This is a genomic window from Mesorhizobium delmotii, assembly GCF_900149755.1.
Lineage (GTDB): Bacteria > Pseudomonadota > Alphaproteobacteria > Rhizobiales > Rhizobiaceae > Mesorhizobium > Mesorhizobium delmotii.
Genome location: NZ_FUIG01000111.1, coordinates 1 through 409, shown reverse-complemented (window position 1 = coordinate 409; position 409 = coordinate 1). Strand labels below are relative to the sequence as shown.

Annotated in this window: 1 protein-coding gene; it reads left to right on the top strand. The window is 55.0% G+C overall.

Features of this window, described 5'->3' with window-relative positions:
- Positions 1-218: VOC family protein (locus tag BQ8482_RS38875; protein ID WP_425294176.1), on the top strand; the 218-nt coding region annotated here is incomplete at its 5' end.
- Between the last annotated feature and the right edge of the window lie 191 nt (positions 219-409).

The following is a 409-nucleotide window of genomic DNA, read 5'->3' as shown; positions in this document are numbered from 1 at the left end:
ATATTCTGGTTGATGATGTGGACACGGCATTTCGAGAATTTTTGGCAGCGGGCGGAACGGCAGTGGAACCGCCGTTCGACATCGCGATCGGACGATGCGCCCGTGTATGTGACCCTTTCGGCAACGTGCTTGTAATATTGGATCAATCGAAGGGAACGTTCACGACGGACGCGGAGCAGAATGTTATCGGCGTAGAGCCCGCGGGTAATCCAACCTGAACGTCGGGCTCTCAGTCGTATTGGCACTCGTGGTGGGCCACTAGAGCCCCCGATGATGCGATGTCCGGCAGATGAGGGGCTCATCACTCTTGATACCACGATGCAACAGCAGCTAGGACCGACCATATTTGTTACGAATGGTGTCGATGTCGGATTGATCGCCCCGGTCTCGTCGTTCCAGAAAATGAAGG